Source organism: Candidatus Tectomicrobia bacterium (genome assembly GCA_016192135.1).
GTDB lineage: Bacteria > UBA8248 > UBA8248 > UBA8248 > UBA8248 > 2-12-FULL-69-37.
The window spans coordinates 151,772-165,251 of record JACPUR010000041.1; the positions used below are offsets into that span (position 1 = coordinate 151,772).

The 13,480-nt window shown below is 67.2% G+C and carries 15 protein-coding genes; 2 read left to right on the forward strand and 13 right to left on the reverse strand.

Annotated elements, in window-relative coordinates; translation table 11 throughout:
- The first annotated feature begins 14 nt into the window (after positions 1–14).
- Positions 15–737, forward strand: coding sequence for a DUF3179 domain-containing protein (locus tag HYZ11_18190; protein MBI3129542.1), 723 nt, complete (start codon positions 15–17; stop codon positions 735–737).
- 142 nt (positions 738–879) lie between these two features.
- On the opposite strand, the gene HYZ11_18195 is transcribed toward HYZ11_18190, so the two are convergent.
- Both HYZ11_18195 and HYZ11_18200 read right to left on the reverse strand, forming a co-directional pair.
- Positions 880–2,289: a hypothetical protein gene (locus HYZ11_18195; protein ID MBI3129543.1), complete on the reverse strand. Its 1,410-nt coding sequence runs from the start codon at positions 2,287–2,289 to the stop codon at positions 880–882.
- A gap of 459 nt (positions 2,290–2,748) precedes the next feature.
- Positions 2,749–3,021 carry a hypothetical protein gene (locus HYZ11_18200; protein MBI3129544.1) on the reverse strand — a complete coding sequence of 91 codons (273 nt, stop codon included), beginning with the start codon at positions 3,019–3,021 and terminating at the stop codon, positions 2,749–2,751.
- Between the two features lie 412 nt (positions 3,022–3,433).
- Between HYZ11_18200 and HYZ11_18205 the strand changes: the two genes are divergently transcribed.
- Positions 3,434–3,697 carry a hypothetical protein gene (locus HYZ11_18205; protein MBI3129545.1) on the forward strand — a complete coding sequence of 88 codons (264 nt, stop codon included), beginning with the start codon at positions 3,434–3,436 and terminating at the stop codon, positions 3,695–3,697.
- Positions 3,698–3,803: 106 nt separating this feature from the next.
- Here the strand turns inward: HYZ11_18205 and HYZ11_18210 are convergent, their stop codons facing one another.
- From HYZ11_18210 to ccsA, 11 genes are all read right to left on the reverse strand, one after another.
- Positions 3,804–4,214, reverse strand: a complete 411-nt coding sequence (locus tag HYZ11_18210; GenBank protein ID MBI3129546.1) for a hypothetical protein — start codon at positions 4,212–4,214, stop codon at positions 3,804–3,806.
- Between the two features lie 18 nt (positions 4,215–4,232).
- Positions 4,233–4,496, reverse strand: a complete 264-nt coding sequence (locus tag HYZ11_18215) for a hypothetical protein (protein MBI3129547.1) — start codon at positions 4,494–4,496, stop codon at positions 4,233–4,235.
- Positions 4,497–4,585: 89 nt separating this feature from the next.
- Entirely contained in the window at positions 4,586–5,647 is a 1,062-nt protein-coding gene (locus tag HYZ11_18220; GenBank protein ID MBI3129548.1) for a hypothetical protein, read from the reverse strand.
- Positions 5,641–6,066, reverse strand: coding sequence for a hypothetical protein (locus HYZ11_18225; GenBank protein MBI3129549.1), 426 nt, complete (start codon positions 6,064–6,066; stop codon positions 5,641–5,643). Before HYZ11_18225 ends, HYZ11_18220 begins: the two co-directional genes overlap by 7 nt.
- 10 nt (positions 6,067–6,076) lie before the next feature.
- Positions 6,077–6,859 carry an enoyl-CoA hydratase/isomerase family protein gene (locus HYZ11_18230; GenBank protein MBI3129550.1) on the reverse strand — a complete coding sequence of 261 codons (783 nt, stop codon included), beginning with the start codon at positions 6,857–6,859 and terminating at the stop codon, positions 6,077–6,079.
- 122 nt (positions 6,860–6,981) lie between these two features.
- Positions 6,982–8,172, reverse strand: coding sequence for an acetyl-CoA C-acetyltransferase (locus tag HYZ11_18235; protein MBI3129551.1), 1,191 nt, complete (start codon positions 8,170–8,172; stop codon positions 6,982–6,984).
- A 114-nt stretch (positions 8,173–8,286) separates the two neighbouring features.
- A complete protein-coding gene (hemB, locus tag HYZ11_18240; GenBank protein MBI3129552.1) occupies positions 8,287–9,321 on the reverse strand; it encodes a porphobilinogen synthase in 1,035 nt (344 codons plus the stop codon).
- Between the two features lie 56 nt (positions 9,322–9,377).
- Positions 9,378–10,202 carry a uroporphyrinogen-III synthase gene (locus HYZ11_18245; protein MBI3129553.1) on the reverse strand — a complete coding sequence of 275 codons (825 nt, stop codon included), beginning with the start codon at positions 10,200–10,202 and terminating at the stop codon, positions 9,378–9,380.
- Positions 10,183–11,106 carry a hydroxymethylbilane synthase gene (hemC, locus tag HYZ11_18250; GenBank protein MBI3129554.1) on the reverse strand — a complete coding sequence of 308 codons (924 nt, stop codon included), beginning with the start codon at positions 11,104–11,106 and terminating at the stop codon, positions 10,183–10,185. The genes HYZ11_18245 and hemC overlap by 20 nt, the downstream gene beginning before the upstream one ends.
- A gap of 8 nt (positions 11,107–11,114) precedes the next feature.
- Positions 11,115–12,422: a glutamyl-tRNA reductase gene (locus tag HYZ11_18255; protein ID MBI3129555.1), complete on the reverse strand. Its 1,308-nt coding sequence runs from the start codon at positions 12,420–12,422 to the stop codon at positions 11,115–11,117.
- Between the two features lie 11 nt (positions 12,423–12,433).
- Positions 12,434–13,201, reverse strand: a complete 768-nt coding sequence (gene ccsA / locus HYZ11_18260; protein MBI3129556.1) for a cytochrome c biogenesis protein CcsA — start codon at positions 13,199–13,201, stop codon at positions 12,434–12,436.
- Positions 13,202–13,480: the final 279 nt, after the last annotated feature.

Below are 13,480 nucleotides of genomic sequence, written 5' to 3' on the forward strand. Positions count from 1 at the left end.
GTTATACGGCCATCGTGTATGACCGGACCCTGGACGATAGGAAGCTGACCTTCGGCGTCTCCGGCAAGCTCTGGAAGAACGTCCTCGTCATGTACGACCGGCAGACGGGCTCCCTGTGGAGCCATCTGACGGGCGAGGCGGTTGTGGGGCCGCTCACCGGGCAGCGCCTGAAGACCTATCCAGCCGCGATGATGACTTGGTCGGAATGGCGGAGCCTTCACCCCCAAACCCTCGTTCTGGAGAAGCCGGCCGGCGGCCGCGGGATGCGCGACCCCTACGAGGACTACTACTACAGCGCGCGCACGGGAATCATCCCCGAGAAGCACCGCGACAGCCGTCTCCATCCCAAGACCTGGATCGTCGGCCTCGTCCTCGACGGGCGGGCCAAGGCCTATCCTTTCCCGGCGCTGGACCGGACCGGGGTGCTGAACGACCGCTTCGGGGGGCGGGAGCTGGCGGTGACCTATTGCAAGGAGGCCCGCTCCGGAGCGGTCTTCGACCGCCACCTGGAGGAGAAGACCCTCACCTTCGGGCCGGACCCGGCGGAAGAGGCCTCCTGCCGCTTCATGCGAGACAAGGAAACCGGCTCCCGCTGGCAGCGCCTGACGGGCGCGGCCGTCGAGGGTCCCATGAAGGGCAGGCGCCTCGCCCAGCTGACCAGCACCCAGTCGTTCTGGTTCGGATGGAAGGACTATTATCCCAAGAGCGAGGTGTTCTCCGCCGAGAGCTCCAAATAGGAGCGCGATCCCGGACGTAAACGCTGGCGCTCATCCACGGCCGGCGACCCCACTCCACACGATCCGCCACACCGGCGGAAATCATAAAAAAAAGAAGCCCGGGGGGCCTGAGCCCCCCGGGCCGTATTACGTGTTCTTTCGCCTACCAGGTGTGGCGCAGCTCATAGACGAGGCCCCACGAGTCGTCCTTGTCCGGGCCGCCTCGCGTCTGGCCGTAGTCGCCCGCGACGACGTAGGAGGCCCACGTCTGCAGGTAGAGCTGCTTGTAGATGTCCCACTTGAACCCGACCTCGATCGCCGTGCCGAAGTCCTTGTCACTGACGAAGTTCGTACCCGCAACACTCGTCGCCCTCTCCGCCGAGCGGATGAAGGCAACCCGCCCATCGAGCCTGAGGACCGGGGTCGCCTGATAGAGCACGCGAACCTCGGGCATGATCAGCCCGTTCGGCACCCTCGGGTCGCCGCTGGCGATGCCGGGGGTGTTGGGGGCGACGCCGACGCCCGTCCGGGTCGAGAGGTTGTTGGTCACGCCGCCGCCCGCGGTGCGGGCCGGGTAGATGGAGGTTTCGCGGCCGGTGAAGATGCTCGGCCCCTCGAGCCAGCCCGAGGAGGCCGGGAAGACGAAACGGCTCAGCTCGCGGTCCGGCTGCTGTGCGGTGCTGCCCGAGCCGGAGACGATCGTATCGTCGTCCCCCGACAAATAGGTGAAGTTGAACCCGACCTTCGCCTTGCCGAAGGTCAGCCAGCTGCGAAGCAGCAAGCCGTACGCCTCGATGTCGATGTCGCGGGCCCCCGCGGCGCGTGCGGCCGAGGTGGGTTGGGCCGCGTCGCCCGTCTCATAGATGCCCGTGATGTCGACGTCCAGGATGCCAATCTTGGCTTGGCCGTGCAGGGCAAGATAGTACATCTCGTAACCGGTGGTGGCGGTCGCGTTATTCGCGTTCTGGCGCGAGAGGCCGACCCAGGGGGTGATGGCGATCTGGGGGGCCGCCTGCCACTTGAGCGCGATGTAGTAGTTGTCGGCGTCGCTGGCCGCCTGGAAACCCTCGTTGATCTTGGTGGTGAAGGCGCTCAGGCTCACGGGGCCGAAGAGCCGGCCGTAGAGCGCGATGCCGTCCTGCCGGTGGATGCCCGGAGAGTCGAAGATCTCGGTGTCCGGCGAGGTGTAGTCGGTGCGGCCGATCCGCGTCCGAAGCGTGGTGCCCGGCACGGCGAAGTCGATCACCCACCGGTTGATGCCCACATTTTCGTCGGCGTTGTTGCCGCCGAAGATATTGTTGGCGCCGCCTTGAGATCCGTCGTTGTAGTCGAGCTCGTAGATGGCGAAGATTCTCCCGCCCTCGGAGGTGGCGGTGAAGCGGGGGCGGATGGTGGTGTCGTAGGCCTGGATGCCATCGTGGGTATTCTCGTTGCGGTCCAGGTCCTCCGTGGTGATACCCCGGATCCGGAAGAGACCCGTGTACTTGAAGTCGGCGGCCCCGGCCTGCGGAGCCAGCAGCAGGGCGGCGAGCATTGCCCCGGCGAGACTTGCGGCGATTCGACGCATTTGCATGGATGTTGCCTCCTGTATTTCCGCTTGAATTTCGGGAATTGCCCTAGTGGCCCGTGCGGCGCCGCTCCGCTTCCCGGTTTCGAGGACAAAAAAACCGCGCGGGACGGCAACCCCACACGGCTCACCCATGCCAGCCTTGCCTTTCACTCCGTTTCTAGCGATAGAGTTTCTCTGTCATTCACCCTCCTCTGGTTGACGGACAAAAGGCAAGGCCGTGCGGAGGTGTGGCCCCACACGGCCTTGCCCATGCCCTGGGGATCGGCGCGCCACCGATCCCCTATTGAATTTTGGGGAAAGCCGCCATGCGGCTTTCCCTGAAAATCACGGTTACGCACGGGAAACGCGGCGGTGAACAAAATATTCCCATAGGGAACGCGGCAAAATCCTTCGGACAGGCGAACTCTCACGAAAAAGGGTCACGGGAAAACACGGGGGGCGGGAGAATGCGCGAAGACTGCATCAGGAGCCTCCGCCTCCGGGATCGAGGAAAACCCAAGGATTTCTTCGCTCGGGATTGCGCACCAGCCCGCCCCACCTGACAGACAGGAAGGCGGCCAAAAAAACGGCGAAGGCGCTCCCGAGAATCAACAGAGCCAGCCACATCCCCTTTTCCTCCTCCGGCAGCAACCCGTACAGGCTGAAATCGCCCTGAGAGCCGGCTGCAAGGCGCTCTTTTGCCCTAAAAAAATCCGTGCGGAGCAGAAGCCCCACACGGCTCACCCTCGATATCATCCTTAATTTCCCCAAGATCCACGCGTCTTTGCTTACGCGGAAACCGACACCTCCTCTCTAGCGGGCAAAAGGAAAGGCCGTGCGGAGGTGTGGCCCCACACGGCCTTTCCTATGCCCTAGGGGGCCGGTGCGCTACCGGCCCCTTATTCAATTTTCAAGGAAGCCAGAGCTCGGGGCTTCCTAGGAACTCACAACGGCATCCCTGGAACATTGGAAGTAAAAAAATATTCCAGCAAAACCTCCATAGGCCGCCAGCCCCATGAGAACTTTCCTGTACCCAGGAAGGTTGCATCGACGGGGGATGGACGGGAATCGCTCGTAAGATATCGATGTTCATCACTATATGAACCGCGGCGGACGCCCCTAGGGAACAGAAGGGATCGCCGGACAACTTTCAAGAGGAGACACAAACATGCGGAAAAGATTATTCAGCCTCGCGGTGGTGATGCTAGCTCTCTCTCCGGCCATCACTTTCGGAGCCGCCGGTCCGGAGCGGACAGGCTGCTGGGAGAGGATTCGTGAGGCGAAAGCGAGCCTGAGCGGCATCGCCGGCGAATCGGAACGGAAAGCAGCGGTCAATGCCATCGTCCAGGCGGAGGTTGCGCGGAGCCGGCACGATTATAAGGCCTGCCTTGATCTGGCCAATTCGGTCATCCAAAGGGGAGAACGAGGCTAGCCATAAAGCTGCCGCCGCCGACTGTGCGTTTCGTCAGGTCCGCACGGCGGGGAATATCCGGAGCCCTTTGGGGGCGCCTCCATGAAAAGGAGGCGCCCCTGCGGGTTCAGATCTGCGTCCCGGCGTGGGCGGTGAAGATGGTGGGTTCCATCTTGGGCTTTCCGGCGAAGGCGGGATCCTGGTTCACCAAGCAGGCAAGATACTCGTCCACCGCTTCCGCGTCGGACCAAGTGGCCTTATAGGCGACCCGGCCGTCCTTCCCGACGACATAGACGAAGTTGGGCAGGTTCCCGAGCATCCCGTGGACCTTCTGGTCCATCTCGTCCACCAGGACGGCGGTCTGCATTTTCTTGATGCGGGCCAGCTCGCGGGCGTAGCCCAGCTTGTGCTCGTAGCTCTCGTGGTTCCGGATATCGGGGAAGCCGCGCTCGCCCGCGTGAGGCTCCCGCACGTAGAGGTTGAACACCATCACGTCCCGGTCCGCGTATTTCTCCTGGATTCGCTCGTAGAACGGCACCTGCCGCCGGTAGGGCGGTCAGGTGATGGCCCCGGTCGTGATGACGAGGTATTTCTTCCCCAGGTAATCCGCCATCCGGTGCGTGTTGCCGTGGATGTCCCTCAGTGCGAAGTCGGGGAAGCGCTCCCCCGGCGGGAAGACGGAGGGAAATTTTTCATAGAACTCCTTCACCCGCTTGCTCCTCACCAGCTTGATCGTCTTGATCAGGTTCAGGTACCGCCACGACCAGAAGCCGAACATGGGGCCGGGCGGTTTTCTCAGGAACTCGTTGGCTGGACGCATGATCCTCCCTTCTCCGCCGCTTTGGCGGACGTTCAGATATTCATTATAGCAAAATGAGAGAAAGAATTATTCCCCCGCCTGCGCCGTTTTCAGAACCCCATCCCGGCCAAGCCTTCCATCACCTCGCGCACCAGGCCCGGCGCGGCCGGGAGGGTTTCCTCCTCTTCCGGGGCCGGGGAGGCCGAGAGGCCCTTCCGGCCTTGCCGCTCCTTCTCGCGAGCCCAGGCCTCGCGGTCCGCCTGCCCGGCGGAGGGGCGGCCCCCGGCGCGGCGCCGGCGCACGTCCACGGCCCAGGGGAGACCCGCCGGGGTTTTCCCGGCGAGGGAGCGCAGATCGCCAACCCCCTCCTCCGGCGGCAGGTGGTCGAGCGCCCCCCGCGCGCCGTGGAAGGTGCCACCCCTCATCCAGGGCCCGAGGCGTTCGAGGATGGTGGATTCCTGGGCGAGACCGAGCTGGGCGTGAGCCGAGGCGTGCCCCGCGTTGTGCCACCAGCCGAGGGGGGCCCCGGCGAATTCCTCCAGAAGCTCCCGCGCTTCCCGATACGTGGGATAGCCCCTCACGTCCCAGGCGGTTTCCAGGCACAGCGCAAGGCCCTGGCGCTCGGCGGGCTTGAAGAGCTTTTCCAGGCTCCAGCGGGCGGCGCCGGCGATCTTCCCCGCCCGGGCGGCGCGATCGGCCAGAATCGCCTTCCCCCGCTCGATGCCCTCCTCGCTCTCCGGGAGCCGCTCCCGCCGGAAGAGATCGGCCAGCTCCGGCATGGGGTCATCCATCTCGACCCGGCCGAGGCGGAGCACCCACAGGCGGCACTCCAGGCGCTCGGCCAAAGGAAGGCAATCGAGGTGGGCGCGCAGGGCCGTCTGGCGCGCCTCCTTGTCCAGGGAGGCGAGCGGATACCCTTCTGGCGGGGCGGCAGGGGCGCCGGGCAGGCGGAAGGCGGGCGGGTGCATCGCCCAGGCCAGAAAAGAGCCGCCGGGGGGCCTGAGGGCGTTCTCGATCCCGGGCCAGGCCCAGGCGGGAATCTCGCGGTCGAGCAGGAGTGCCCCGGCCTGCGCCTCCGAGAGCGCGCGGAGCCAGTCCGATGCCGGCGCGCCCGCCGCGGCGGGCTTCGGGGGGAACAGGGGACGGAGGAAGCCGGTGTGGAGGATTAGCACTCGTCGAGGGTCTTGTTCACTTCGATGGGGCCCCGGTAGCCCGGCAGGCCCTGCACGTAGGGGCAGTCCTCGGGCAGGCCGCCCATCTCGATAATCTCGGGACCGATGGGCATGCAGAGAGGCTCGCGCTCGAAGCGGTCCGGATAGCAGGTGCAGCGGTTGTTCCCGGTGTCCAGGAAGCCGCAGGGGCTCTTGAGAAGGAGCAGGCGCTTGCCCTTCCATACCTTGTCGTAACAGCACTTGCCGCAGTGGGTGCACAGGGCCTCCCACTCCGGCGTGCCGGGAGGAGGGAGGTTCTTCTCCATCCACCGGTGGATGCGCTCGAGTTCCGCCTCCTTCCGCGTCTTGTGGAGCTTGAGGGGGACGCTCGATCCCGGAAGGCTCCGGCCGTTCGTCCTCGCCTTCGCGCCGGACGCCATTCCTTTCTCTCTAGCGGTCCTCGAAGCGGGCATTCCGTTTCTCCAAAAAGGCCCGGAGGCCCTCCTTGGCGTCGTGGCGGGTAAAGCAAAGGCCGAAGAGATCGCTCTCGAGCGCGAGGCCCGCTTCCATCCCCCCCTCCAGCCCGCCGTGGACGGCACGAAGGATGAGCTCCACCGCCGGAGCGCTCTTCTGGGCGATCTTCCGCGCCAGGGCACGCACCTCGTCCATCAGCTTGTCATCCGGGACCACCTTGTTCACGAGGCCGATGCGCAGGGCCTCCTCGGCCGGAATCATGTCCCCCGTCAGGATGATCTCGAGCGCCCGGCCCAGCCCCGCGAGCCGGGCGAGGCGCTGGGTGGCCCCGTAGCCCGGCATGATGCCCAAGTTAATCTCGGGCTGCCCGAAGCGGGCACTGGCCGCGGCATAGCGGATGGTGCAGGCCAGGGCCACCTCGCAGCCCCCACCCAGGGCGAAGCCGTTCACGGCGGCGATGGAGGGCTTCCCCAAGGTCTCCAGGCGCCGGAGCACCCCCTGGCCCTTCTGGGAGAGAGCGCGCCCGCCCGGGACATCCTGCTGGGCGAGGAGGCGGATGTCCGCCCCCGCGACGAAGGCCTTGGTCCCGGCCCCGGTCAGAATGAGCGCCTTCACCTTCGGGTCGGCGCCCGCCTGGGCGACGGCCTTCCCCAGCTCCTCCACCGCCTGGGCGTTCAAGGCGTTCAGGACCTCGGGCCGGCTGAAGGTCAGGGTGGCTACCCCGCCCTCGACCTCGTAGAGAATGCACTCGAAGCTCATCGGCGATCCTCAACCTTTACTTTAAGTTTCAGATTCCGCCCCGGAGGCCAAGAGAAAGAAATGCCCATTACGCAATGGGTTAATCAGGAAAATGTCAGATGGAACAATAATCGCATTTTCCGCTAGTTTTTGAGGGCCTCGACGATGATCGAGAGTCCCATCCCGCCCCCGATGCAGGCCCCGGCCAAGCCGTACCGGGCCTTCCGGCGGCGGAGCTCATGGAGCAGCGTCAGGGTCAGCCGCGCTCCGCTCGCCCCGACCGGGTGGCCGATGGCGATGGCCCCGCCGTTCACGTTGGTCTTGGAGCGATCGAGACCCAGCTCCTTCTCCACGGCCAGATACTGGGCCGAGAAGGCCTCGTTGATCTCGACCAGGTCCATGTCCTGGAGCGTGAGGCCCGCCTTACGAAGCGCGATGCGGCTGCTCTCGGCCGGTCCGATGCCCATGATCTCGGGCTGGCAGCCCGAGACGCCCCATGCGACGAGCCGCCCGATGGGCTTCAAGCCCCGCTTCTCGGCCGCTCCCCGGGAGGCGACCACGAGCGCGGCGGCGCCGTCGTTAATCCCGCTCGCGTTCCCGGCGGTCACGACGCCCCCCTCCTTGAAGACGGGGCGGAGCTTGGCGAGGGACTCCTCCGTGCTGTCCGCCCGGATGTGCTCGTCCCGCTCGAAGAGGACGGCCTTGCGCTTCTGCTTCACCTCGACCGGGAAGCACTCCTCCGCAAGCCGTCCGCTCTCCCAGGCCTCCATGGCCCGCTTCTGGCTGAGGGCGGCGAAGGCGTCGATGGCCTCCCGGTGGAGGTCATACTTTTCCGCCAGGTTTTCCGCCGTGATTCCCATGGGCACGTTGGCGCGACGGTCGGTGAGGGCGTTGTAGAGGCCGTCCTCCATCGGGGCCTGAAAGAGCCCGATGCCCGTCCGGCTGTTGCGGATGAGGTGCGGGGTCAGGCTCATGTTCTCGGTCCCCACGGCCAGGACGAACTGGGCGTCCCCCGTCAGGATCTCCTTTGCCCCGCTCACCACCGCCTGGAAGCCCGAGGCGCACATCCGGTTCACGCAGTAGCCGGGCTTCTCGACCGGGACGCCCGCCGAAAGGGCCACGTGGCGACCGATGTAGATCCCGTCCGCCGCCGACTGGATGACGTTCCCCACGATGGTGTGGTCGATCATCCCGGGCTCGACGCCCGCGCGCTTCATGGCCTCCCGGCCGGCGAGCGCCCCCAGCTCGGTGGCCGTCAGCTCGCGCAGGGTGCCCAGGAAGGTGCCGAACGGGGTCCGCGCCCCGCCCAGGAAGACGATCTCGTCGGAAGGCATGGCAAATTCCCTCTATTCCGGGTCGTGAGAAAGGGTTGGAGACGCTCTGCTAAGAAAAGACGATACCTTCGCCCCGGGCGGGCCGCAAGCGCCGCCTCATCCGGCGGACATCCCTCACATGAAGGACAGGGGCGTCTTCATATCCCCCCGCAAGCGCCGGGCAGCGTCCTTGGCGTAGTAGGTGAGGATGAGGTCGGCCCCCGCGCGCCGGATGGCGGTCAGCGTCTCCATGAAGGCCCGCTCGGGGTCCAGCCAGCCGTTCCGGCAGGCGGCCACGAGCATGGCGTACTCGCCCGAGACGTTGTAAGCGGCCAAGGGGAGGTCCACGCGGTCCCGGGCCCGGGCAAGCACGTCGAGATAGACCAGCGCCGGCTTCACCATGACGATGTCGGCGCCTTCGGCGATGTCGAGGTCGATCTCGCGCTGGGCCTCGCGCCCGTTCGCGGGGTCCATCTGATAGGAGCTGCGGTCCCCGAAGGCGGGGGCGCTCTCGGCCGCCACCCGGAAGGGCCCGTAGAAGGCGCTCGCGAACTTGGCCGAGTAAGCCATGACGGGGGTCTGGGTGAAGCCCGCCCGGTCGAGGGCCCGGCGGATGGCCCCCACGCGGCCGTCCATCATGTCCGAGGGGGCTATCATGTCGGCCCCCGCCTGGGCGTGGCTCACCGCGGTGCGCTCGAGGAGCTCGAGGGTCGGGTCGTTCAGCACCCTCCCTTCCTCCACCACGCCGCAGTGGCCGTGGTCCATGTACTCGCACAGGCACACATCGGTGATGACGCAGAGATCGGGCAGGGCGTCCTTCACCGCGCGCACCGCCTGCTGGATCACCCCCTTCTCGGCGTAGGCCTCCGAGGCCGCGTCGTCCTTGTGGGCGGGGATGCCGAAGAGGATGATCCCCGGGATGCCGAGCGAGGCCACTTCGCGGCACTCCTCCACCAGCTTGTCCACTGAGAGCTGGTACTGCCCCGGCATGGAGGATATCTCCTGCTTCACCCCCCGGCCCTCGACCACGAACATGGGATAGACCAGGTTGTCCGCCGAGAGGCGCGTCTCGCGCACCATCCGGCGCAGGGTGGCCGTCTCCCGGGTACGCCGGGTGCGGCCGGTCACGTCCTCGCGCACCTGGGCCAGCAGCACGTTGCCTGGCTTCATTTCCCTGCCTCCTTCAAAGGGCTCCGAGGGCCTGGCCCCATTTTACTCGATTTCCGCTACCTGGCGGTGCCCCCCGCGTAGAAGGCGGCGATGGCCCCGGCCAGCCCGGGCGTCGTGGACTCCCCAGCCTCCACCTCGGGATCGAGGCCCAACTCCCGTGCCGTCCCGGTCGTGACGGGGCCGATGGAGGCGACCTTGAAGCGCCCCCGGTGCTCGCGCAGGAAGGCGCTCCCGAGGGCCCGGGCGAAGCTCCAGACGGTGGAGGAGCTGGTGAAGGCCACCATGTCGATCCGGCCCCCGGCCAGCTCGCGGCGCAGGGATTCGGAGGCCTCGGGGGGCGCCGGGAGAGTCCGGTAGGCGTGGACCACGTCCACTTCTGCCCCCCGCTCCCTGAGGGTGTCGGGAAGAATCTCGCGCGCCTCGGCCGCCCGGGGGATGAGGACGCGCTTCCCGCGCATGTCCTCCCCGTTCAGGAGCGCCAGGATGCCCTCGGCCACGAACTGGGCGGGCATGGCGTCCGCCCGGCGGCAGAGGGAGGCCTCCACCGCCTTCGCCGTGGCGGGCCCTATGGCCATGATGCGGCTTCGGGAGGGCACGGCGCCCGCGTCCTTCCCCGCCGCGGCGAGGCGCTCCGCGAAATAGATCACACCATTGGCGCTCGTGAAGATGACCCAGTGGTAGCAATTCAGGCGGCCGATGGCGGCGTCCAGGGGCGCCCAGTCCTCGGGCGGGCCGATCTCGACCAGGGGCGCGACCACCGGCTCGGCCCCCATCTCTTCCAGGAGGGAGGCGAAGGAGCCCGCCTGCCCGGCGGGCCGGGTGACGACGATGCGCCGCCCCGCGAGGGGCCGCTTGCCGGCCTCAGGCAACGCGGATTTCATCGAGAATCTCCCGGCCCCCGGAGGCCACGATTCGGCGCGCCACCTCGTCGCCGAGAGCGACGGCCTCCTCCGGGCCGCCCTCGCCTTCGGCCTCGGCGATGCGCGTGCCGTCCAGGCTCGCGACCAGAGCCCGGAGGTGCAGCCGGCCCCGGCGGGGCTCGGCGAAGGCGGCGAGGGGCACCTTGCAGCCTCCCTCCAGACGGGCCATGACCGCCCGCTCGGCCTCGACGGCTTGGCGCGTTGGGAGGTGCTCCAGGGGGGCGAGGAGGCCCAGGGTTCGGGCGTCGCCCTCCCGGGCCTCGATCCCGAGCGCCCCCTGCGCGACGGCCGGGAGCATGAGCTCGGGTGCGAGCACCTCGGTGGCCCGGTCCCCCCGGCCCAGCCGGTTCAGGCCTGCGGCGGCCAGGATGGCGGCGTCCACCACCCCCTGCTCCACCTTGCGGAGGCGGGTGTCCACGTTGCCGCGCATGTCGAGGATCTGGAGGTCCTTCCGGTAGCGGAGGAGCTGCGCCCTGCGCCGGAGGCTGCTCGTGCCGACCTTGCTGCCGGGGGCGAGGTTTCGTATGGACTCTCCGCCGCGCGAGATCAGCACGTCCCAGGGCTCCTCCCGCTCGGGGACCACGCCCAGGACGAGCCCCGGCGGAAGCTCGCTGGGCAGATCCTTCAGGCTATGGACGGCGAGGTCGATGCGCCCGTCGAGGAGGGCCTCCTCGATCTCCTTCACGAAGAGCCCTTTCCCGCCCACCTGGTAGAGGGGGGAATCCAGCACCTCGTCTCCCTTGGTGCGGATGATGATCTCCTCGACCTCCAAGCCGGGGTGAAGCTCCCGCAGGCGGGCGGCCATCTGGCGGGCCTGGGCGAGGGCCAGGGTGCTGCCCCGCGTCCCCAGGCGGAGGGAAGACAAACGCGCCGTCACGCCTCGTCGTCCTTGCCGGGAGGAGGAAGTTCCGGCTCCTCGACCCTTACGCCGAAGAGGCGCCGGATGAGCTCGACCGTTTTCTCGTCCACCGGCCCGGCGGACAGCTCCCGCAAGTGGGCGAAGGGATGGTGGAGGAGCTTGTTCACGATGGCCCGGGTCATGGCGTCCAGGGCCTGGCGCTGCTTCTCGTCCAGCGCGGGCAGCCGGCCCAGGGTCTTGGCCAGCTCCCCCTCGCGGAAGGCCTCGGCCTGGACGCGGATGGCGGCGAAGGTGCAGGAGAGCTCCTCCGCCTTCCGGCGCCGGAGGAAGGCGTTGAGCTCGTCCTCCACGATGAGGCGGGCCTGCTCGGCCTCCGCCTCGCGGCCCTTCATGTTCGCCGAAACCACCGCCTGCAGGTCGTCGATGTCGTAGACGTAGACGTTCTCGAGGTCGTTCACCTGCGGTTCCACGTCGCGCGGGACGGCGATGTCGATGAGGAACATGGGCCGGTCCTTCCGCCGATCGAGCACCGCGGCCACCCGCTCGCGATCGAGGACGGCGTGCGGGGCGCCCGTCGAGGCGACGACGATGTCGGCGGAGGCGAGCTCCTCGGTCAGGTTCCGGTAGTCCACCGCCCGTCCGCCGAGGGACTGCGCGAGCTCCTGGGCGCGGGCGAAGGTGCGGTTGGCGACGAGGATGGAAGCGGCGCCTTGGGCCGAGAGGTGGCGCGCGGCCAGCTCGGCCATCTCCCCCGCGCCGATGACGAGCACGGTGCGGCCCTCCAGTGCGCCGAAGATTTTCTTCGCCAAGTCCACGGCCACCGAGCTGACCGAAACCGGCGACTCTCCGATGGCCGTGCGCTCGCGCACCCTCTTTGCCACCTGGAAGGCGCGCGAGAAGAGGCTGGCGAGGTTCTTGCCGGCGTGGCCGCTCTCCTGGGCGAGGCGGTAGGCCTCCTTCACCTGCCCCAGGATCTGGGGCTCGCCCACCACCATGGAATCCAGGCTGGAGGCGACGAGGAAAAGATGCCGCATGGCCTCCTCGTCGCGCAGGACGTAGAGATGGCTCCCGAGGATGTCGGCGCCGATGTCGCGCGTCTCGGCGAGGAAGCTGCGGATGGCGCCCACCCCATCCTCGAAGCTGTCGGCGCAGCTATAGACCTCGACGCGGTTGCACGTGGAGAGGATGAGGCGCTCCTGGAGGCTGTTGTAGCCGGCCAGGTGGTCGAGCCACTGAGGCACGGCCTCCGGGGCGAAGAAGAACCGCTCGCGCACCTCCAGGGGAGTGCGGTGGTGGCTCACGCCGGCCAGGATGATAGGCATCGGGCGAGCCCTCAGAGGTGGATGACGATGGCGAGCACCACGGCTACGAAGGCTCCCATCGAGAAAAAGGCGGAGCGCTTGCCCTTCCAGCTCCGGGTCATGCGGCACACGAGCAGCAGGCCGTACCCGAGCCAGATGAGGACGAGCGGCCAGGTCTTCAGCGGGTCGAACGCCCAGAAGGCGTCGTGCTTGGACTGCGCCCACATCGAGCCCAGCAGCAGGCTCGCGGTCAGGAAGGTGAAGCCGAAATAGAGAATCTTGTGGTTGAGGTCGTCCAGCACATCGAGGGGGGGGAGCCGGTGGAGCCACGCTCCCGGCCGCCGCGACTTCAGCTGGCGGGCCTGGACGACGTACATCAAGGCGGAGGCGAACAGCAAAAAGAAGCAGCACGCGCTCAGCAGGGCCAGGAAGGCGTGGCTCTTGAGGAGGAAGCCCTGCATCTCGAGAGAGCCCGTCCCCGAAACCTCCCACAGGGCGGCGGAGTAGCCGGCCAGCACGAAGACGGCCGGCACGGCGAACCCGCCCAAGGCCATCTCCCGGTAGCGGGCGTACACAAAGAGGTAGAGCAGCGCGAGGAACCAGGCGGCGGCGTTCAGCCATACCCACAGGCCCCGCGATTGCCCGGCCATCCCGCTGTAGCCCAGCATCACAGTGTGGAAGACGAAGCCGATGAGCAGGGGACCGACGGCGGCCCAGCCGGGCAGTTTGCCCGCCGTGAGAAGGTTGTACAGGTGGGCGATTGCGGAAATCAGGTAGGCAATGACCGAAACTTCAATCACCGGCCGCGGCTCTCCGGGCGCCCCGCCGGGCGCCGCTCTTGCTGCGAAGGGATATGGCTGTCAAAAAAATCAGCATCCACCATCCGAACCCCGACTTCCCTGCACTGCGCCTGAATCTTAACAATTTCTATCTTGCCTTGCCGCCACCGCCTGCAAAATACTCCGGCCCGGGTCTTATTTCAAGGAACGATTGGATGAGCGGCGGATTGATCTTATTGATTTCAGAGGGTATTTAAGACCCGATGCATGCGGGACCGCCTTGGCACGCGAAGGGCGGGA